Origin of the sequence: Bradyrhizobium sp. 41S5, from assembly GCF_011516665.3 — a bacterium.
Lineage (GTDB): Bacteria > Pseudomonadota > Alphaproteobacteria > Rhizobiales > Xanthobacteraceae > Bradyrhizobium > Bradyrhizobium quebecense.
Map to the genome: position 1 here is coordinate 3,908,237 of NZ_CP083721.1, position 16,821 is coordinate 3,925,057.

20 protein-coding genes and 2 pseudogenes are annotated in these 16,821 nt (G+C 64.9%); 9 read left to right on the forward strand and 13 right to left on the reverse strand.

The annotated features are described in order from the left end of the window. Positions 1 to 65: 65 nt before the first annotated feature. Positions 66 to 920, forward strand: a complete 855-nt coding sequence (locus tag HAP47_RS18595) for a LysR family transcriptional regulator (protein ID WP_173643269.1) — start codon at positions 66 to 68, stop codon at positions 918 to 920. Here the strand turns inward: HAP47_RS18595 and HAP47_RS18600 are convergent, their stop codons facing one another. Then, complete coding sequence (locus tag HAP47_RS18600) at positions 921 to 3,002, reverse strand: methyl-accepting chemotaxis protein (protein WP_173643270.1); 2,082 nt, start codon at positions 3,000 to 3,002, stop codon at positions 921 to 923. It lies immediately after the preceding gene. A 171-nt stretch (positions 3,003 to 3,173) separates the two neighbouring features. Continuing rightward, positions 3,174 to 3,428, reverse strand: coding sequence for a hypothetical protein (locus HAP47_RS18605; protein WP_173643271.1), 255 nt, complete (start codon positions 3,426 to 3,428; stop codon positions 3,174 to 3,176). Positions 3,429 to 3,607: 179 nt separating this feature from the next. Here HAP47_RS18605 and HAP47_RS18610 point away from each other — a divergent pair, with 179 nt between their 5' ends. Further along, entirely contained in the window at positions 3,608 to 4,198 is a 591-nt protein-coding gene (locus HAP47_RS18610; RefSeq protein WP_173643272.1) for an NADPH-dependent FMN reductase, read from the forward strand. A gap of 33 nt (positions 4,199 to 4,231) precedes the next feature. Beyond that, positions 4,232 to 5,014, forward strand: a complete 783-nt coding sequence (locus tag HAP47_RS18615) for an SDR family NAD(P)-dependent oxidoreductase (RefSeq protein WP_173643273.1) — start codon at positions 4,232 to 4,234, stop codon at positions 5,012 to 5,014. Between the two features lie 10 nt (positions 5,015 to 5,024). Here HAP47_RS18615 and HAP47_RS18620 read toward each other — a convergent pair whose 3' ends face one another. Next, a complete protein-coding gene (locus tag HAP47_RS18620) occupies positions 5,025 to 5,408 on the reverse strand; it encodes a hypothetical protein (RefSeq protein WP_173643274.1) in 384 nt (127 codons plus the stop codon). A gap of 239 nt (positions 5,409 to 5,647) precedes the next feature. Between HAP47_RS18620 and HAP47_RS18625 the strand changes: the two are divergent. Continuing rightward, positions 5,648 to 6,214, forward strand: a pseudogene (locus HAP47_RS18625) (L,D-transpeptidase). Between the two features lie 185 nt (positions 6,215 to 6,399). Here the strand turns inward: HAP47_RS18625 and HAP47_RS18630 are convergent. Then, positions 6,400 to 7,452, reverse strand: a complete 1,053-nt coding sequence (locus tag HAP47_RS18630) for a hypothetical protein (protein ID WP_173643275.1) — start codon at positions 7,450 to 7,452, stop codon at positions 6,400 to 6,402. A gap of 379 nt (positions 7,453 to 7,831) precedes the next feature. Between HAP47_RS18630 and HAP47_RS18635 the strand changes: the two genes are divergently transcribed. Continuing rightward, positions 7,832 to 8,413, forward strand: coding sequence for a septal ring lytic transglycosylase RlpA family protein (locus tag HAP47_RS18635; RefSeq protein WP_173643276.1), 582 nt, complete (start codon positions 7,832 to 7,834; stop codon positions 8,411 to 8,413). 410 nt (positions 8,414 to 8,823) lie between these two features. Next, positions 8,824 to 9,030, forward strand: a complete 207-nt coding sequence (locus HAP47_RS18640; protein WP_173643277.1) for a hypothetical protein — start codon at positions 8,824 to 8,826, stop codon at positions 9,028 to 9,030. Between the two features lie 95 nt (positions 9,031 to 9,125). Here HAP47_RS18640 and HAP47_RS18645 read toward each other — a convergent pair whose 3' ends face one another. After that, entirely contained in the window at positions 9,126 to 9,854 is a 729-nt protein-coding gene (locus tag HAP47_RS18645) for a class I SAM-dependent methyltransferase (protein ID WP_173643278.1), read from the reverse strand. 191 nt (positions 9,855 to 10,045) lie between these two features. On the opposite strand from HAP47_RS18645, the gene HAP47_RS18650 reads away from it, so the two are divergent. Beyond that, positions 10,046 to 10,231, forward strand: coding sequence for a hypothetical protein (locus HAP47_RS18650; protein WP_092125583.1), 186 nt, complete (start codon positions 10,046 to 10,048; stop codon positions 10,229 to 10,231). Between the two features lie 152 nt (positions 10,232 to 10,383). Continuing rightward, positions 10,384 to 10,905 (forward strand): DUF1993 domain-containing protein, encoded by a 522-nt coding sequence (locus tag HAP47_RS18655; RefSeq protein ID WP_173643279.1) that lies wholly within the window; start codon positions 10,384 to 10,386, stop codon positions 10,903 to 10,905. A gap of 115 nt (positions 10,906 to 11,020) precedes the next feature. Here the strand turns inward: HAP47_RS18655 and HAP47_RS18660 are convergent, their stop codons facing one another. From HAP47_RS18660 to HAP47_RS18695, 8 genes and pseudogenes are all read right to left on the reverse strand, one after another. Continuing rightward, on the reverse strand, positions 11,021 to 11,257 hold the full coding sequence (locus HAP47_RS18660) for a hypothetical protein (RefSeq protein WP_092113629.1): 237 nt from the start codon (positions 11,255 to 11,257) through the stop codon (positions 11,021 to 11,023). 322 nt (positions 11,258 to 11,579) lie between these two features. Continuing rightward, complete coding sequence (locus HAP47_RS18665) at positions 11,580 to 11,753, reverse strand: hypothetical protein (RefSeq protein WP_173643280.1); 174 nt, start codon at positions 11,751 to 11,753, stop codon at positions 11,580 to 11,582. A 9-nt stretch (positions 11,754 to 11,762) separates the two neighbouring features. Then, positions 11,763 to 11,993 carry a DUF6894 family protein gene (locus HAP47_RS18670; protein ID WP_173643281.1) on the reverse strand — a complete coding sequence of 77 codons (231 nt, stop codon included), beginning with the start codon at positions 11,991 to 11,993 and terminating at the stop codon, positions 11,763 to 11,765. A 141-nt stretch (positions 11,994 to 12,134) separates the two neighbouring features. Continuing rightward, a complete protein-coding gene (locus HAP47_RS18675; RefSeq protein WP_173643282.1) occupies positions 12,135 to 12,479 on the reverse strand; it encodes a tRNA-binding protein in 345 nt (114 codons plus the stop codon). Next, complete coding sequence (locus HAP47_RS18680) at positions 12,479 to 13,105, reverse strand: LysE family translocator (RefSeq protein WP_173643283.1); 627 nt, start codon at positions 13,103 to 13,105, stop codon at positions 12,479 to 12,481. Before HAP47_RS18680 ends, HAP47_RS18675 begins: the two co-directional genes overlap by 1 nt. 17 nt (positions 13,106 to 13,122) lie before the next feature. Next, complete coding sequence (pdxY, locus tag HAP47_RS18685; protein ID WP_173643284.1) at positions 13,123 to 13,995, reverse strand: pyridoxal kinase PdxY; 873 nt, start codon at positions 13,993 to 13,995, stop codon at positions 13,123 to 13,125. A 10-nt stretch (positions 13,996 to 14,005) separates the two neighbouring features. Then, on the reverse strand, positions 14,006 to 14,179 hold the full coding sequence (locus HAP47_RS18690; RefSeq protein ID WP_016840760.1) for a hypothetical protein: 174 nt from the start codon (positions 14,177 to 14,179) through the stop codon (positions 14,006 to 14,008). 379 nt (positions 14,180 to 14,558) lie between these two features. Then, positions 14,559 to 15,240 (reverse strand): annotated as a pseudogene (locus tag HAP47_RS18695) (IS110 family transposase); the annotation flags it as partial. Positions 15,241 to 15,551: 311 nt separating this feature from the next. Between HAP47_RS18695 and HAP47_RS18700 the strand changes: the two are divergent. Then, positions 15,552 to 16,559, forward strand: coding sequence for a transporter (locus HAP47_RS18700; RefSeq protein WP_176396309.1), 1,008 nt, complete (start codon positions 15,552 to 15,554; stop codon positions 16,557 to 16,559). The last annotated feature ends 262 nt before the right edge of the window (positions 16,560 to 16,821 follow it).

The following is a 16,821-nucleotide window of genomic DNA, read 5'->3' on the forward strand; positions in this document are numbered from 1 at the left end:
AATCAATATTGTTTGGAAATATACATTGCTGTACAGTTTCCATTCATTTTTGAATGGGTTGGCCAGTGGAATGGAGCGATCTGACGGTCTTCCTCGCCATCGCGCGGGAGGGCACGCTCGGTGCGGCGGCGCGCAAGCTCGGGCAGAGCCAGCCGACCATGGGGCGGCGGCTGCGCGAACTCGAAGCGTCGCTCGGCCAGACGCTGTTTCAGCGCACCGCCGACGGCTTTGTGCTGACAGACGAGGGAGCAAGTGTGCTCGTCCATGCCGAGCGGATGGAGGAGGAAGCCGAAGCCATGCAGCGCCAGGTCGCCGGACAGGATCGGCAGCTCGACGGCCTGCTGCGGATCTCATCGTCGGACTGGTTCGGCGCGCATCTCCTGACGCCGGTGCTCGCCGAGTTTGCAAAGCTTCAGCCACGGGTCGTGGTGGAGCTGTTGACTGATGCGCGGCTGTACAGCCTGCCGCGCCGCGAGGCCGACATTGTGTTCCGCATCACGCCGTTCGACGAGGCGGAGGTGATCTCGCGGCGGCTGATGCACATCGCCTACGGCGTCTATGTGCGGGCCGACAGCTCGCTAGCACCGAAGCCGGGCGATGGGCGCGGCACGCCGCTGATCACGATGGACACGGCGTTCGGCGGCATGCCCGATGCGGTCTGGCTGAAGCAGATGCTGCCCAATGCCCACATCGTCTCCCGCAGCAACAATCGCCAGGTGCAGGCGAGGATGTGCGCGGAGGGCGCCGGCATCGCGGTGCTGCCGCGTCCGCTGGCGGATTCAATAAACGACTTGCGTTTGATCGATCTCGGCGCGCCCCCTCCGGAGCGTGACACATTTGTCGGCTATCATCGCGACCTGAAGCGGCTGGCGCGCCTGCGCGCGCTGCTCGATCTCCTGATCGACCGGCTCGCGAATTAGCTACGCCGCCCGCACGTCGGAGAGGAAGCGGTTGACCTGGCCGGCGAGGTCCTTGGACTGCGTCGAGAGCTGCTCGGCGGCGCCCAGCACCTGGGTTGCCGCCGCGCCGGTGTCGTCGGCGGCGCGCTGCACGCCGGAGATGTTGGAGTTGACCTCCTGGGTGCCGCGCGCGGCTTCCTGAACGCTGCGCGAGATCTCCTTGGTCGCCGAGCCCTGTTCCTCGATCGCGGCGGCAATCGCAGTGCCGATCTGGTCGATCTCGGTGATGACGTCGACGACGCTCCGGATCGCGGTCACGGTCTCGTCGCTTGCGGTCTGGATCGCGGTGATCTGCTCGGAAATCTCCGTGGTCGCCTTCGCGGTCTGGCCGGCCAGCGACTTCACTTCCGAAGCGACGACGGCAAAGCCGCGGCCGGCCTCGCCGGCGCGGGCCGCCTCGATAGTGGCGTTGAGCGCGAGCAGGTTGGTCTGCGCCGCGATGCTCTGGATCAGGGTCACAACGTCGCCGATCTTCTGGGCACCCTCGGCAAGCGAACGCGCGGTATCGCCGGTGCGACGGGCATGGTCGACCGCACGGGCGGCGATCTCGGTCGAGGTCGCGACTTGGCGGGCGATCTCCGAGATCGAGGAGGTCAGTTCCTCGGTCGCGCTCGCCACCGTCTGCACGTTGGTCGAGGTCTGATCCGACGCCGCGGCGACGACCGCGGCCTGGCGGTTGGTGGCGGCCGCGGTGGCGGACATCGATTGCGCGGTGTCCTCCATCACCGAGGACGCCGCGGACAATCCGCCGACCAGCTCGGTGACCTTGGCTTCGAAAGCACGGGTCAGATCGTCGAGCACGCGGGCGCGGCGTATCTTGACGTCGTTCTCGGCTTCCTTCTCGGACGCAAGGCGATCGGCTTCGATCCTGTTGTCCTTGAACACCTGCACGGCGGCGGCCATCGCACCGATCTCGTCGTTGCGCGCGGCGCCCGGGATCGCCTCGGCGACGTCGCCCGCGGCGAGGCGCGACATCCGGCCGGTGAGGGCGGCGATCGGGTTGAGGATCCGGCGGCGGACCACGACGATGAGGCCGGCGCTGACGGCAATGACCGCGAGCAGCCCGATCAGTGCGATCACGAAGCTGAAGCGCGCCGATGAATAGGCGCTCGCAAGCACCTGCTCGGCATTCTCGTAGAACGAGTCGCGCACGGTGATGATGGCGGCGAGGCCGATCTGCGATTCCGGATAGTAGGTGTCGAGATCCAGCTCGTACTTGCCGGTCACTGCGCCTTCCTTGGCAAGCTTCAACGCCTTGCCGAAGCGCTCGACATAGTCAGCCTGCATCTTGCCGAGCGCCGTCATGACGTTGGCCGGCGTCGCCGGATTGTTGCGCAATTCCTGCAGCGTCGAGAGGATCTGCTCGGTGCGGCCGGTCGAGCGGTAGAGTTCCAGCTTCTCCGGCTCGGTCGCGACGCGCTTGGCGCCGACCAGCGCCTTGTGCAGGCTGGCATTCAGGCCGCCGGTGTCGCGCAGCATCCAGGCGACGTTGGCGTAGCTGGCCTGGCGATAGGCATTGCCGTCGAGGCCGGCGAGGCGGCGCACCTGCTCGTCGAGCAGCGTGGTGACACCGGCGTTGAACACGGAGTTGTCGGCGACGATCTTGCCGGCGGCGGCGCGGCGCGCATCGGCCGGTCCGGCGATTGCGGTCGCGATGGCGTCGCGCAGCCCGGCAAACTTCACCTTCAGCGCGTCGATCTCGCGCGCGACGGCCTCGCCATCGTCGAGCGATCCCGGCAGGGTGGCGCGCACCTGGTTGACCTTGGCGAGGGCACCGTCGGTCAGTTGACGCTGACGGTCGAGCTCAGCGATCTGCTTTGGCTCGATCGTGCCGCCAGCGAGCAACAGGTTGGTGGCATAGCCACGCTCGGGGTTCATGTAGCGCGGGATATCCCCGACGGCGCGGACGATCTCGAGCCGGCTCTGCGCGGTCGAAACCTTGTCCATGGTCTGGTACTTGGTCGCCGCGACATAGGCCGCCAGGCCACCGCCGACCGCGGACAATGAGACAATCGCGGCCGTCAGGAGAGTACCGATTTTCATGGGATGCGCGCCATTTCTTGACGAAAGCGGGAAGGCCTCAACCGTACCGGGTGCGCATTAAGCTTGGGTTTATGATGCGGGAGCCGTGGCGATCCCGCACATTCGTATTGTCCAAAAGTCGGAGGCGCCGGGCCGCTCGGCCGCGCGTGGCGGCACGGCGGTGACGATCGGTCAGCGCTCGTCGTCCTCAGCGCCCTTGGTCGCGGCGCGGTGCTGGGTCGCGCCGCCCGTACCGGCCTCGCCGCAGGGAAGCTGGTTCCAGGTGCCGTCGGCGGCCTGTTGGTAGGCCTGGCAGCCGGTCGAATTGGTTGTGGTGGCGGCTTTTTCGTCGGCTTTCTGCCGCTCGGCACTCTTCGCCAGCGCTGGCGTGGCAATGGCAGCGATGGCCGCGAGCGAGCCTGCGAAGACCAGCTTTGCGATCCGCATGTCGGGTTCTCCTTCTCGAAGCGAAAACATATCCAGAAAACAAATCTGGCAATTTTTGGCCGCGGCGAGGGACCTGCGACGAATTGCTTAATGCCGGGAAAACGCGCCGGAATGCCCGTTAACATCTGCGCGCGAGCCGCGGGACGGCTGTCGCAACGCCGTGGTAGGATCGCGCCATCATGACCCACCGCATTCTCGTTCTGTACGGCTCCTATCGTTCGGATCGCATGGGCATCCGTCTGGCGCACTTCGTCGTCGACGGCCTTCGTGCGCGCGGCGACGATGTCGAGTTGATCGACGCCAAGGAGGTCGGCCTGCCGATGCTCGACCGGATGTACAAGGAACATCCCAAGGGCCAGGCGCCGGCCGTGCTCGAAACGCTCGCCGGAAAGATCCGCGACGCCGATGGCTTCCTGTTCGTCACCGGCGAGTACAATTGGGGCATCCAGCCCGGGCTGAAGAACCTGACCGATCATTTCCTCGAGGAATGGTTCTGGCGTCCCGCGGCGATCGCGAGCTACTCGGCCGGGCGTTTCGCCGGTGCGCGCGCGGCGACCGCCTGGCACGGCACGCTCTCGGAGATGGGCATGGTAGTGGTGTCGAGCACGATCAGTGCGGGGCCGATCGCGCAAACCCTGTCCGCCGAAGGCAAGCCGATCGGCGAGGGCGGCAAGTCGCTCGAACGCGCCTTTCCACGCTTTGCCGACGACTTCACCTGGTGGATCGAAGCCGCCAAGGCACAGCGGGCACGCAAGGCGCCGCCATACTGAGCACAGGGCTGCACGTCCTCGGAGACAGGCATCATGAGCCTCTTCACATCGCCGTTCGATCCCGCGCGCGAGGCAGCTCTGGTGACCGGCGCCGGCAACGGCATTGGCCGGGCGATCGCGCAGGCCCTGGTCGGCGAAGGCGTGCGTACGGTGTTCGCCGACCTGCATGAGGACAAGGTATTGGCCGCCATCAAAGCCGCTCCCCGTCCCGATCTCGCCGTACCCTGGGTCGGCGATCTCGCGCAACGTGTGGCGTGCGACGCCCTGCTGGCGCATGCGCAAGCCGCGGTCGGGCAGGTGACGCATTTTGTCCATAGCGCCTCGCCGCCGCGGCGCGAGGCCGATCATGCGATGGCGGTCGATGAAGAGACCTGGCGGCAGATGCACGCGATCAACCTCGATGCGGGCTTTCATCTGTCGCGCGAACTGGCGCGCAAGCTGATCGCGGCGAAGCGGCCTGGCTCGTTTCTGCTGCTTACCTCGCTGCATGCCGGCACGCCGCGCAACCTGCCGCATTACTCGACGGCGAAGGCCGGGATGGCGATGCTGGTGAAGGAGCTTACCAGGAGTTGGGGCCGCTACGGCATCCGCGTCAATGCGCTGGTGCCCGGTGCGATCGCGGCTGGCGGCTTCGTCGCCGATCCCGCGCTGGCCAGGCACATTCCGCTCGGGCGGCTTGGCCAGGCGGACGATCTCGCACCGATGGCGCTCGCCGTGCTCTCGCACAGGCTCTCCGGCTACGTCACCGGCGCATCGATCGTGGTCGACGGCGGCCTGTCGCTGACCAACTGGTTCGCGCCGCCGCAGTTCGATTGAGAATCGAGGCTTACTCCTTGGTCCTGATGTAGCCCGCAAGCCGCGTCTTCTGGTCTTGGCACCAGGTCGTCATGCTGCCGGCGCGGCGCTGGTCGAGGTCGGTGCTCTGGGTCGCGATCGCGACTTCGGTCATCAGGTCGTCGGCCTGCTTCTCGCCCATCTTGCCGCCGGTGTGCATGTAGGCGATCGCCTTGCGCACCTGCTCGGTGGTGCCGTCGGGCAGGTGCATGTCCTGCGCGCGCTGCACGAGGTCCTGATAGACGAGATCGGTGCCGGGGCACTCGACCTTGGCGGCGAAGGCCTGAAGCACCATGGTGACATAGGCCGCGCGCGGATCGGCGTGGGCCGGTGTTGCCGCGACGATCAGGCCACCGATCAGCAGAGCGTAACGCATCGAATTCCTCCCGATGTTTTAGACATTTTGCCGCAAGGCTAGCGTCCGCGGGAACCGACTGCAACCGGAAGGACACACTTGCCGAAGGAACCGATCAAACAGCCGTGTTCCAATCTGCGCTGCCACGATTTCAGCACGATTTCGGCAGCAAGTGCCACAACTTGACGCAGGGGAGAATGATCGTGTCGAAGTTGGGGCTTGCTGCGGTGCTGATGGGGTCGCTTGCACTTGGCGGCTGCATGCAGGCGACGCTGTCGCCGGTGACGGATGCCGCAATGACGCCGCGCGATCGGCAATTGCTGGCGCATCCGCCGTATGCGGAGGCCAAGATTCCGGATCAGTTCTAGCGCCACATTGTCGACTACACGCGGAAGGAGCAGCCGGGTTCGATCCTGGTCGATACCGACGCGCGCTACCTCTATTACGTGCTGCCCGGCGGCAAGGCGATCCGCTACGGCGTCGCCGTCGGCGAGGAGGCGATGGCGTTCTCCGGCGTCGCCACCGTGGGCCGTCTCGCCGAATGGCCGGACTGGGTTCCGACCAAGGACATCCAGGAGCGGCTCGGGCCGTATCCGGCGCGTGTCGCCGGCGGACCGGCCAATCCGCTCGGTGCCCGGGGCATCTACCTCTACCAAGGCAACAAGGACACGCTCTACCGCATCCACGGCACCAACCAGCCCGAATATATCGGGCAGGCGATCTCGTCGGGCTGTATCCGCATGAACAATGCCGACGTCATTGATCTCTACCAGCACGTCAAGCCGGGCGCGACCGTGGTCGTGCTGCCGCCGGGACAGAGCGCCTAATTCGCATTTGAGATACAAAGAAGGGCACCGATCGCGTCCGAGCGATCGGTGCCCTTTCGTTTGCCCGCTAATGCGCGATGAGATCAGGTTGAATCGTCATCGCGCTTTAGCTTCTTGTTTGCGCATGATCTTGTCGGAAAACCGCTTCGCACTTTTCCGGATCATGCTTTAGCGTTGGCAGGCCGTCAGCGGAGCGGCATCGGCGGCCGAACCACGGGGCCGTTATCATCAGCATCGACAACCGAGGACTGCTGCGATTGCACCGCCCGCGGCGCGACAGCCTGCGGTGCGGCTGCAACGGGCGCCGGCAGCGGTGCTGCTGATGCCGGCGGGATGTAGGCCTGCGCCGGGCGGCGGATCGGCGGCGGGGCAACAGCCGTGCGTGGCGCCGTCGGGTACGGCGTGATCGCGGCACGCGGGCGCGGCGCGACCGGCCGCGGTTCGACGGCCCTGGTCTCGGTCGTCCGTGCGACCCGCTGCGTCAACTGATCCTGACCCGCCTTCAGCTGATCGATGCTGGTCTTGAGCTGTTCGATCTGCTGTCCCATCGACGCAAGATCGTGCGCCATCGAGTGCAACAACTGCGTTTGGTCAGGCGCGGCTGCGGCGGGCGCCGCCGGGGAAACCGGCGCCGCCGCTGCAGCGGGTGCTGCGGCCGCCGCTGGCTGCGCTGCAGCGACGTCCTGTGGCGCAGCCGCCGGGGCAGCCTCAGCCGGCTGGTCGGCGGCAGCCGTCTGAGCGGGCGGCGGGCTCGCCTGGTCGGCAACGGGAGTGGCTTTGCCCGGCAGCAGCGACGTCAGGGCCTCGACCTGGGGCACGTACTCCGCCACTATCTGCTTGACGCGATGGCCGTAGTGTTGCCACGCCGCGGTGCCCATGGCGCCGGCGATCGCGAACACGAACCAGAAGGCGCGGATCGCCCATTTGTTGGTCGGACGCGGCGCGCGTTCCAGTCTGATGTCGTCCAGCCTGCCGTCATGGCTTGCGGCGCTGTACTCCGGCGCGGCCGGCGGCGCCGTCACCGGTATCGGCGTCACCGGTGGCACCGAGGCGACTGGCGCGACCTGTGGCGTGGAAGAGGGGGCGAGGCTCGGGCCGAACCAAGGCTCGCGTTGCCCCGCCGCTCCCTTGGCGGCGGGTGCCGGCGCGGTGGCGGCATTGTCCGGGCGGGTTGCAGTGAAGCTATGTTCGATCGCGAAAATATCGTGCGGATCTGCGTCTTTCAGTGTCGATTGCATGGCGGTCCCCGTTTCAGTCCAAGGTCAACCGCAAATGGGCGGCCGGCAATTTGAGCTCTGTATCGACCCCTGGCCCTGGGCCCCACGACTCCAGTCCGGTTTGACCAAAGCAAGGCGAGAGGGTGGAGAGGTTGGGGAGTTTCGGGAACCAAACTGGGAGCCGAGGGAGCGGGCGCCCACCCACGCAGGCGGGGAACCTTCGAGACCGCATTTCCGGGTGAATCTCCCCGGTTGTGTGGCGCATCCACCACACCCGAGGGGAAATCGGCTCGCCTGCGGCACGTCCGATCACGCTCCGCCACCGTTCCGCCCCGATTGGATTCGGCCATGCGGGTGTTGGATTTTCGGCTTGGGCTGGGGCGCGAGTTGGGGATGCAACATGTCACGCGACGATGCAGTCATTTCGTACGTCGACGTCAAACGCAGCGCGCGCGGTGCGGCGCCGGCAATCCGGTTGGCTCGTGCGCGGAAGCCGCTGCGGCTCTGCGCCATCGTGATCGGCGCCGCGTCGCTTGCGGCCTGTGCGCAGTCCTCCGTCGTCAGCCAGCGCTCGCAGGCGCTCGCGAGCCGGTCGGTGTCGGCCGAGCCGACCCGGGCTGCGTCGTCGGCGACGCGCACACATGTCGCAACCGCGCGCAAGCACACGCCGTACGCCTCACGCAAAGGCGGCGAGACCAGGATCGCGTCGCAGGGCGTCGCGAGCTTCTACAGCGACGAGCAGGAGACCGCGAGCGGCGAGAAGTTCAACGCGCACGAACTGACCGCCGCGCATCCGACATTGCCGTTCGGCACCAAGCTGCGCGTCACCGACGTCAAGACCGGCCGTTCGGTCACGGTGCGTGTCAATGACCGCGGGCCTTACGTTCCCGGGCGCATCGTCGACGTCTCGTATTCTGCCGCACAGTCGCTCGGCATGATCGGCAAGGGCGTCGCGAATGTCAGGCTCGACGTGGTGCAGTGAGCTGCGTCGCAAGCCAGGTTCGGGATTTTTGCCGGACGGATCGGGAAAAAGTCCCGGTGTTGCGCGCGCTTTAATCCTGTTGTCCGAACGCTGGCAACAAATAGAATTGATGCCGCTACTTCCCGCGCTCTCCTTTTCCAGGCGCGTGGATTTCAACCCAATGAACCTTCCCCGCCTTGGCGTCCCACCGAGGCGGGGTTTTTCTTTGAGGCATGCGCGCCGCATGTGTTGACAGGGCCTGAGCCATCTGCGGCAAGATCCGGCACATGCTGGATATGCCGACCTTGATGGGTAAGTTGAGCTAGCCGCGACCGCACGTTGCGCTTTGGCGTATCTGGCGCCTTTGCTTCCACCAAATTGTCATGCTCCCGGCGAATTGCGGCCCAACGCCGCTGCCAACACACCGCCGAATGGATGACGTCGGCGAGGGACAAGCGTTGGCCTACAAGATGATCGCAGAACGCGAGAACGAAACGGTCAGGATCGAGCGGGAGAGCACCTTCATCATCGTCGCCAAGGCCAGGGTCTGGGCGAGCGAGGGATGGCAGGTGGTGATCACCGACAAGGACGGAAAATCATACCCGCCGGAGGAATTCGACAAGCTGCTTGCGGCGTAATGCTCAATCACGTTTTGCGCGTGATCTCCGCGCAAACGCTCCGCGCTTGTCGCGAGGGAAAACCGCTTCGCACTTTTCCGGATCATGCGCATGCGCTAGCGCTGCGCTGACACCAGCATCATCATCGGCCGTTCGAGTTCGTCGGCCAGTTCGGGCACAGCCTTGATCTGCTCCCGCGTCGGGGAGAATTCCTCGACATGGCGAAGCGTGAAGCCGGCACCGATCAACGCATTGAGCGTGGTGCCGATGGTGCGGTGATATTTCAGCACGCCTTTCACATACCAGTCGGTCCGGCGTTCGCCTTCGATGAAGTAGCTGTTGACCGGCCAGGTCTTGCGGCCGTCCTGGTCCTGTCCCCAGCCGGGATGGGCGGCGGCCATGTAGATCGGATGCTCGATGGTGAAGACCAGATGCCCGTCCGGGACGAGCGTGCGATACAGCATTCGCGCCAGGCGATCGAAGTCCCTGATGTAGTGGAAGGTGAGGGCGCTGTAGGCGAGGTCGAACGTGGCCTTCGGCAGCTCCAGCGTTTCGAGGTCGGCGATCTCGTAGGTGATGGCCGGATCCTGCGTCATCGCCGTGGCGCGCGCGATCATGTTCTGCGAGAGGTCGACGCCGAGCACGCCGGAGGCGCCTTGCTCGCGCATCCAGCGCGACATCCAGCCGAAGCCGCAGCCGAGATCGACTACGCGCTTGTCTGGGATGTCGGGCAGCATCGCGCGGATCGCGGGCCATTCGGGCGTGCCGAGCAGCCCGCGGACCTGCCGCGGCAACTGGCTGTAGCCGGCGAAGAAGCCGGGGTCGTCATAGATGTTCTGCGCCATGGGTCCGGCAATTCGAGAGGGTACGGAGTTCCCCCTCTGTCTAATCGCCGCCGCAGCGCGTGGAAACCGCTGATTATGCGGCGCCGGGCGGGATGGTGGAACCAGACGTGGCGTTCGGCGGTTTTGATGTCAGTCCGCGGGACGCGCGGTCACGCCTGTCCCTGCGGCGTCAGACAGCAGAGGAGAGCGCCATGATAGCCGAGATGCAGATCCACACCATCGCGCGGCAGATGCTGGAGAAGCACGGCCTGCAGGCGATTGCCGAGGCGGCGCAGAACGCCATCGCCTGCGAGAGCAAGGGCGAGACCGAAGAGGCCCGCGAATGGCGCCATATCGAGGACGCCATGAAGATGATGCGCGGACCGCATCAGAGCTGACCGCCGGAAGTCACTATGCCTGATCGAATGATCCGGCGCCGCGCGCTGGAGCATTCGACTTGCGAATCCCCAAGGTTGTTGCCTTCTCCGGAAATTCCGGGAACTCTGTTCCGGCAAGCATCAGACAAATTTTCTATATGGGGGAATTCGCCATGACCTTTTCACTGTACGACGCGACCGTTGCCAACTATCTGCAGATCCTCGGCGCCGCCTCGGGCTTTCTCGACAAGAGCCTCGCGCATTTCAAGGAGAACGGCATCGATCCGGCCGAGATCGTCGAGACCCGGTTGTTTCCGGACATGTTGCCGTTCCGCTTTCAGGTGGTCTCGCTCGCGCATCATTCCCGCGGCGCGATGGAGGCCGCGAAGAACGGCGTGTTCGTCCCGCCGTCCGGCAAGCCCGATCTGGATTACGCCGCACTGCAGGCGCTGGTGAAGGACGCGCTCAGCGAATTGTCGGCGCTGACGCCAGATGCGGTCAATGCGTTGCTCGGGCGCGAAGTGATGTTCAAGCTCGGCGAACGCTCGATGCCGTTCACGGCCGAGGGATTCCTGATGTCGTTCTCGCTGCCGAACTTCTTCTTCCACTCGACCACCGCCTACGACATCCTCCGCCACAAGGGCGCGCCGCTCGGCAAGCGTGACTTCATCGGCCGGTTGAACATGAAGAAGTGATCGGACCGCGCGCCGACTGATCTTGCTGAGGCGGCAACACCGGCCGCCCCGCACGCAGCAAGATCAAGACCGCGCGCGGACGGGCGCGGTCAACAGAGTCTAAAGCCTGCCGGCGCTAGCCGGCCCTGCGCCAGTGCGGCACGGGGTCGAGCGGCGTCCGGTAGAGCTCGCGCCGGTCGATGTCAGTGACGCGCACGGCGCAGCCGCGTGCCTTCAACTCCGGCTTGACCTGCGATAGCTCGTTGGCGAGCTGATCGGCGCGATCGGAGGCAAGGCTGATGTCTTCGAGGATGATCGTTCCTTGATTCCGGAACTCGTCCCCCACCACGAGATCGAAGGTGTAGTACGGCATCCGAAGTTCTCCGTTTCGGTTTGCATCACAGGGTAACACTGAGTCGTGCGTTCCCGAAGATGCATCGCGCACAATCGTCGGGCGATCGGCGCAAAAACGATGTGCAACGCTCCACGCACGATGAACGACTACACGCGCAGCACGGCGAAGGAGTCCTGTCATGCAGCTCAGCGCTATGCCGTTAAGATTTGATTAAAACTGTCGTCGCAAGCTTGGGACCAGGTGGAATTGCGGCGGAACCGGACTCCGGGAACCGGCAGCCGCAGGAGAAGGCCGGTGGCGTAACGCCCATCGGCCTTTTCTCGTCGCTCAAGCCCTCGGACTAGTCGCGCAGCGTGGCCTGCCGCCTGGCGCGGCATTTCGGACCCGGCCCGCGCATATAATACAGCTCGGGGCGATAGGGGTCGATGACGCCCTCGATCAGCGCGACGCAGCGCTGAGCGAGGCGGGCGAGGTGGCGCCGCAAGGGCCGCAGGGCGAGTTCCATCGAATTCATGGCACGCCCTCAGTGCAATTCGCCGAGGACGGCGGTGAACGGCAGCTCGAAGATCTCGGTACCGATATCGTCGGTGACGTGGACCGCCCAGTTGCGCCAGTCTTCCACACTCGGCGTCATGACAAAGCTGCGCGCCAGCTGCTCCGCATGCACCCGCACCTCCGAAAAATCCATCGCGGCGCCGATGCGATCCAGGATGACGTGCTTGTCGTCGGAGCAGTGAAAGAAAACTGCGGACATCTTCCGATTCCCATGCCGAAGCGATTCTCGAGCGCTGGAATAGCAGCGCGCGCGGGCACTTAGAATCCGGGTGATCCCCCATCGGTAAACTACGGGGAATCCAGACGATTTGAATCACGCGGCCGTGATCGGGGCGGGTCGTCAGAAGATCGGCTCACCGATCGCAACCTCGCTGCGCGGGCCGAGTACGATCACCTGGCCGCGGGCATCCTTGGCGCCCAGGATCAGAAGTTCCGAGGTGAAACCGGCGATGTTCTTTGGCCCGAGATTGCAGACGCAGACGACCAGCGAGCCGATCAGCGCCGCCGGCTCATAATTCGTGATCTGCGCGCTCGACCACATGATCCGCCCGGCGCCGACATCGACGCCGACCTTCAGGGACGGGTTGCGGGCGCGCGGAAACGGCTGCACCTCGACCACCTTGCCGATCCTGATGTCGAGGCGGGCGAAGTCGTCATATGTGGCCTGCGGTTTGAGCGGAGACATCAGCGCTCCTGAAAGGCGAGGCGGATGCCGAGCGCGATGTAGATCGTGCCGACCACGCGGCCCTGCCACTGGCCGATGCGGCGATGCCGCCGGATCCACGGGCTGATCTGGCCGGCGGCGAACGCGAGCCGCGAGGTGTAGGCCGCGCTCATCGCGACGAAGATCAGGCCGAGGGTCGCGAACTGCGCGACGGCGGAGCCGTGGCCGGGATGCACGAATTGCGGCAGGAAGGCGAGGAAGAACAGCGCGGTCTTCGGGTTGAGCATCTCTGCCCAGATCGCCTGTCGGAACGCGCGCCGCGGATCGAACGGCTGCGATGCCGGCAAATGCAGGTCGTCATTCTTCTCGAACAAGGCGCGGACCCCGAGCACGATCAGGTAGAGCACGCCGGCATATTTGACGATCGAGAACGCGAGCGCCGAGGTCATCAGCACGGCCGAGAGGCCGAACGTCGCCATGGCGGTGTGGACGAGGTCGCCGAGCGCGATGCCGAACCCTGTCGCGACGCCGACGCGCGGCCCGCCGGTGACCGAACGCGCGAGCACGAGTAGCACGGCTGGTCCCGGGATCAGGAACAGGCCGAGCACGACGGCGGCGTAGGTGAGGAGAGCGGTGATGTCGATCATGAAACGTGTCCCGGATGTCAGGATGTAGGGATGGCGACCGCCGCGAAGCGCGGCTTCGGATCAAGCATCAGCTCAGCGCTTTCGACAATGCGCATTTCCTCGGCTGCTCGCTCCGCCGTGCGCACCAGCACGCCGTGGATGCCTGACGCGGCGTGGCTGAGCGCCTCCGGCGTCGCCAGGCCACGCACGCGGGCGGCGACGAACAGCGCGGCGAACAGGTCGCCGGTGCCGGACGGGCTGATCGGCACGCGCGGGGTGCGCACGCGCCAGGCGCAAGTCTTGTCGGAATGAACGCGCTCGATCGCCAGCGTCTCGATCTCGCCGTCGGGCGTGCCGGCAAGCTCGGCGCTGGTGATGACGATAGTCGCAGGCCCCCGCGCCATCAGCTCGCGCGCCTGCGCGATGACGTCGTCGGTCGTCGTCACGCGCGTGCCGCAGAGGAATTCGAACTCGAAATGGTTTGGCGTGATGATGTCGGCCAGCGGACAGAGCTGATCGCGCACCAGCGGCGGGATGTCCGATCGCACGAACATGCCGCGATCACGGTCGCCGAGCACGGGATCGCAGCAATAGAGCAGGGCCGGGTTTTCCGCTTTCGCGCGGGCGACGAAGTCGGCGACGTCCGACGCGATGTCGGCCGAGCCGAGATAGCCTGAGAGGATCATGCTTGCGCTTTCGATCGCGCCGCGCTCCTCGATGCCGCGCAAGAGGTCGGCGACCAGCTGCACATCGAGCACCCGTCCGCGGATCGTCGGATAGCCCGGCCGGTTGCTGAGCAGCGTGGTCGGCACCGCGACGACGTCGATACCGTGCAGCTGGATCGGAAAGGTGGCAGCGCTGTTGCCGACATGGCCCCAGGCGACCTGTGACTGGATCGAGATGACGGTCATGTCGTCCGCATCACCCGAACAGCGCGGCGTAGATCACGTAGAGCCAGCCCAGGATACCGTGGATGATCGCCCACAGGATCGAATGGTTCTTGGTGTAGGAGATCGCAATCGCCAGCGCCGAGCCGAACCCCACGCCGTATTTCGCGCCCTCGACGCGAACGCCATAATATCGATTGCCGTTCATGGTGATCCTTCCAGCGAGAGGGCGTGATTGGCGACAGCGTAACCTGTCCGTTGCGGCCAATCCAGCCAAGCTTGACGTGTCAGCTATGTCTCCGAACACCTGTCAGTTATCTGTCCGGTCTAAACAGCATGCGGGTGATCCAGTAAGAGCTTTCTGGGATTGATCGGATCGCTTGCATCCATATGTCCGGCCTGTTGAGTGCGATCGAATGGATCGCTGGCCAAGATGGTTTGCGCGATGCGAGTTCCAAACAACCACGCGACCTGTTGGCGGCCGATGGGTCCTGCGGATTGTCTCGCTTCGTTGCTCGATCGACCGCTCCATCTGCTCTTGCAGCTCCGGGTCGGCTGACGAGCGAGCCCGCCGGCCGGCCAATCTGTTAAGCGGTACCCGTCGTAGCGGCATTCAGCCGTGCGGCGTCATAACTCTCGCCCGTCACCATCAGCTTCCAGGCGATGCGCGCCACCTTGTTGGCGAGCGCTACGGCCGCAAGCTTCGGCGGCTTGCGCTTGATCAGCGCCAGCAGCCAGCGCGAGTGATGACCGCGTCCGCGCCTGGCCTGCTGGATCACCGCCGTGGCCCCGACGACCAGCAAACGGCGCAGGTCCTCATCGCCCGCCCGCGTGATCTTGCCAAGCCTGGTCTTGCCAGCGGTGGAGTGGTCCTTGGGTGTCAATCCCAGCCAGGCCGCAAAGTGACGACCGGAGCGGAACGCGCCCGGATCAGGTGTCTTCATCACCAGCGCGGTTGCAACGATCGGACCCAACGAGGGGCATCTGAGCCAGGCGCCGGCCCGTGGCATCGCCGCGGTGCCAGGCCATCAGCTTGGCATCAAGCGCCTCCAACTCACCCTCGAGCCTGACGCGCTCCCGGCCCAGCACCACAAACAGTTCGCGCGCCAGAGCGGGAAGCGTCTCGTCCTGCGCGATCCGCGCCAGCAGTGGTTCGATCGCGTCCAGTCCCTTGGGCGCGATCAGGCCGTACTCCGCCGCATGGCCGCGTATCGTATTGGTCAATTGGGCGCGCCGGGCGATCAATCCGTCGCGGACCCCCATCAGCATCCAAGTTTATCCCGCGACCCTTTTGGCACGGCTCGTTACCCTCGAATTTTGGGGCTAGCCAGTAACCGCGCTTGGTTAGCGATGCCCGGCGTCGGCGTGTCGGTCGTCGGCGAATCTGCAATCAACGCACTTCGCCCAAATTAACATGCGGGTTGGTACATAAAGGCGAGGCGCGATCCCCGCCGAATGCCGATTTTCGGCGAGCTATTCCTTTGCTTGCTTCTCGCGCCTTGAAACCTGAAGCGATGACGAAGTTCGCCAATGGACCGTTGATCTCTTGATCCGACAAGGTTGCTTGGTAGGATACTTCGATGAACCAGCATTGCGTTGGGGTGCAGTTGACGGTCAGTGATGCGCCCATCGTGGTCGATGCAAGCTCCGATGCGCCTGAAGCGCGCGTCGCAAATGGGCTCTCTCTCGGCTTGGCAATCGGAATGATCGCCGCGATGTCCGTGGTTTCCAATGCGAAGGCACAGGAGGCAGAGCCGCGATCGTACTCGAATACGCCCGTCGGGTTGAATTTCCTGATCTCGGGCTACGTTTACTCGCAAGGCAAGCTCGCGTTCGATCCCAATGCGGCGATCGCCGATGCTACATTCCACTCGGACACCGGTGTGCTGGCCTATGTTCGGTCCTTCGATCTCGCCGGCCATTCCGCAAAATTGGATGTGATCGTGCCGACATCGTCATTCGCCGCGCAAGGGCTCGTGAACGGCGAGGCGCGCGAGCGGGAAATGTTGGGCTTGGGCGATCCGCGATTTCGCGTCTCGGTCAACTTGTTTGGAGCACCCGCGCTCTCGGCGAAGGAATTCGCCGGTTATCAGCAGGATCTAATCATCGGGGCAAGCCTGCAGGTCTCCGCGCCCCTAGGGCAGTATGACAACACCAAGCTGCTCAACCTCGGCGGCAATCGTTGGTCATTCCGGCCAGAGTTCGGGATCTCGAAGGCATGGGGTCCATGGACAGTCGAGCTTGCCCCCAGCGTGACGTTCTTCAGCGACAACACCGACTTCCTCGGCGGCAATACGTTCTCGCAGGCTCCAATCTATTCCTTGCAGGGACATGTCATCTACACGTTCCAGTCCGGCATATGGATGGCGTTGGACGGGCTCTATTTCGCGGGCGGCCGCACGGCCCTCAACGGCGTCAAAAGCGATAACGAGCAGGCGAACACACGCGCTGGCTTAACGGTCGCTTTGCCGATCGATCGACAGAACTCTCTCAAGTTCTCTGCCAGTACGGGCATCACGACCCGCACCGGAAGCGAACTGACAGCTGTCGGTATCGCATGGCAGTATCGTTGGGGCGACCGATATTGAGGAAGGATAGGAAATAGCAGGATGACGGTCAGTCGCGGTCGAACTTGCTTGCTCCGCTGTCGCTGCGGGTTGCGGACGGTGGGCACCGTCCTGCCCCGGTTCAGCCACCAGTGGCCGATGCAGCAAAACCAAATGTCATAGCTCTCGCAACCGGATTTGACTTGCGCGCAGGCAAATTCGGTTGCGGCCGCTCGGGCCTCCGGTCCCGGCGGTCACGCTTCGATCAATCGAATGTGTCGGACCGAGCCGCAGGACAGGCAAA

Bases quoted from the DNA above. Each gene is read 5' to 3' on its own strand.
- pdxY (WP_173643284.1), bottom strand. From the start codon at position 13,995: ATGACCGTCATCTCGATCCAGTCACAGGTCGCCTGGGGCCATGTCGGC.
- HAP47_RS18635 (WP_173643276.1), top strand. From the start codon at position 7,832: ATGTCACGCGACGATGCAGTCATTTCGTACGTCGACGTCAAACGCAGC.
- HAP47_RS18600 (WP_173643270.1), bottom strand. From the start codon at position 3,002: ATGAAAATCGGTACTCTCCTGACGGCCGCGATTGTCTCATTGTCCGCG.
- HAP47_RS18660 (WP_092113629.1), bottom strand. From the start codon at position 11,257: ATGCCGTACTACACCTTCGATCTCGTGGTGGGGGACGAGTTCCGGAAT.
- HAP47_RS18620 (WP_173643274.1), bottom strand. From the start codon at position 5,408: ATGCGTTACGCTCTGCTGATCGGTGGCCTGATCGTCGCGGCAACACCG.
- HAP47_RS18630 (WP_173643275.1), bottom strand. From the start codon at position 7,452: ATGCAATCGACACTGAAAGACGCAGATCCGCACGATATTTTCGCGATC.
- HAP47_RS18645 (WP_173643278.1), bottom strand. From the start codon at position 9,854: ATGGCGCAGAACATCTATGACGACCCCGGCTTCTTCGCCGGCTACAGC.
- HAP47_RS18655 (WP_173643279.1), top strand. From the start codon at position 10,384: ATGACCTTTTCACTGTACGACGCGACCGTTGCCAACTATCTGCAGATC.
- HAP47_RS18650 (WP_092125583.1), top strand. From the start codon at position 10,046: ATGATAGCCGAGATGCAGATCCACACCATCGCGCGGCAGATGCTGGAG.
- HAP47_RS18680 (WP_173643283.1), bottom strand. From the start codon at position 13,105: ATGATCGACATCACCGCTCTCCTCACCTACGCCGCCGTCGTGCTCGGC.
- HAP47_RS18670 (WP_173643281.1), bottom strand. From the start codon at position 11,993: ATGTCCGCAGTTTTCTTTCACTGCTCCGACGACAAGCACGTCATCCTG.
- HAP47_RS18690 (WP_016840760.1), bottom strand. From the start codon at position 14,179: ATGAACGGCAATCGATATTATGGCGTTCGCGTCGAGGGCGCGAAATAC.
- HAP47_RS18700 (WP_176396309.1), top strand. From the start codon at position 15,552: ATGAACCAGCATTGCGTTGGGGTGCAGTTGACGGTCAGTGATGCGCCC.
- HAP47_RS18605 (WP_173643271.1), bottom strand. From the start codon at position 3,428: ATGCGGATCGCAAAGCTGGTCTTCGCAGGCTCGCTCGCGGCCATCGCT.
- HAP47_RS18610 (WP_173643272.1), top strand. From the start codon at position 3,608: ATGACCCACCGCATTCTCGTTCTGTACGGCTCCTATCGTTCGGATCGC.
- HAP47_RS18675 (WP_173643282.1), bottom strand. From the start codon at position 12,479: ATGTCTCCGCTCAAACCGCAGGCCACATATGACGACTTCGCCCGCCTC.
- HAP47_RS18665 (WP_173643280.1), bottom strand. From the start codon at position 11,753: ATGAATTCGATGGAACTCGCCCTGCGGCCCTTGCGGCGCCACCTCGCC.
- HAP47_RS18640 (WP_173643277.1), top strand. From the start codon at position 8,824: ATGGATGACGTCGGCGAGGGACAAGCGTTGGCCTACAAGATGATCGCA.
- HAP47_RS18615 (WP_173643273.1), top strand. From the start codon at position 4,232: ATGAGCCTCTTCACATCGCCGTTCGATCCCGCGCGCGAGGCAGCTCTG.